Origin of the sequence: Streptomyces sp. SM1 (genome assembly GCF_002910825.1) — a bacterium.
GTDB classification, from domain to species: Bacteria; Actinomycetota; Actinomycetes; order Streptomycetales; family Streptomycetaceae; genus Streptomyces; species Streptomyces okerensis.
On sequence record NZ_NEUB01000536.1, the window covers coordinates 1 to 624 of the forward strand.

Here is a 624-nt window from a genome sequence, read left to right on the forward strand (position 1 = left end):
CGCTGCTGCTCGCCGCCGTGCTCGCCGGGCGGCCCACGCTCGGGGTCGTCGCCGCCATCGGTGCCATGTTCGCCGGGATCAACGACCGGCCCGGAAGCCGTCGCGCCTCCGTCGGACGGATCGGCGGGCCCGCGTTCGCCGGAGCGGCCGGACTGGCCCTCGGGACCTGTACCGGCGACCATCTCCCCGCCGTACCGCTCACCCTGCTGCTGACCGCGCTCGGCCTGGTCGCCGGGGCCGTCAGCGCGTCGGGACCGGTGGGTTCGTCCGCGGGGACGCAGCTGCTGGTCGGTGCCGCCGTCGGGGCCGGGATGCCGTTGCCGGAACCGGGATGGCAGCGGGCGCTCGCCTTTCTCGCCGGCGCCGGGTGGCTGCTGCTCCTGCGGCTGGTGATGCCGGGAACGTCGGCCGGGAACCTCCGGTCCGGCTTCCGGCTCGACTTCCGGTTCGACGGGGAGCGGGCCGCTGTCGCCGGGGTGTACGACGCCGTCGCCGGGCTCCTCGACGCCGCCGGTACGGACACCGCCACCGCACGCCGCGCCGCGCTCACCGCCGCCCTCGACCAGGCGCAGGACGCCCTGGCCGGACCCCGGCTGCGGCGGTACGCCTCCTCCGCCACGGAAC

1 pseudogene is annotated in these 624 nt (G+C 77.2%); it reads left to right on the forward strand.

Going from position 1 to position 624, the window contains the following annotated elements:
* Positions 1 to 2 precede the first annotated feature (2 nt).
* A pseudogene (locus B9S61_RS12965) lies at positions 3 to 624 on the forward strand (FUSC family protein); the annotation flags it as partial.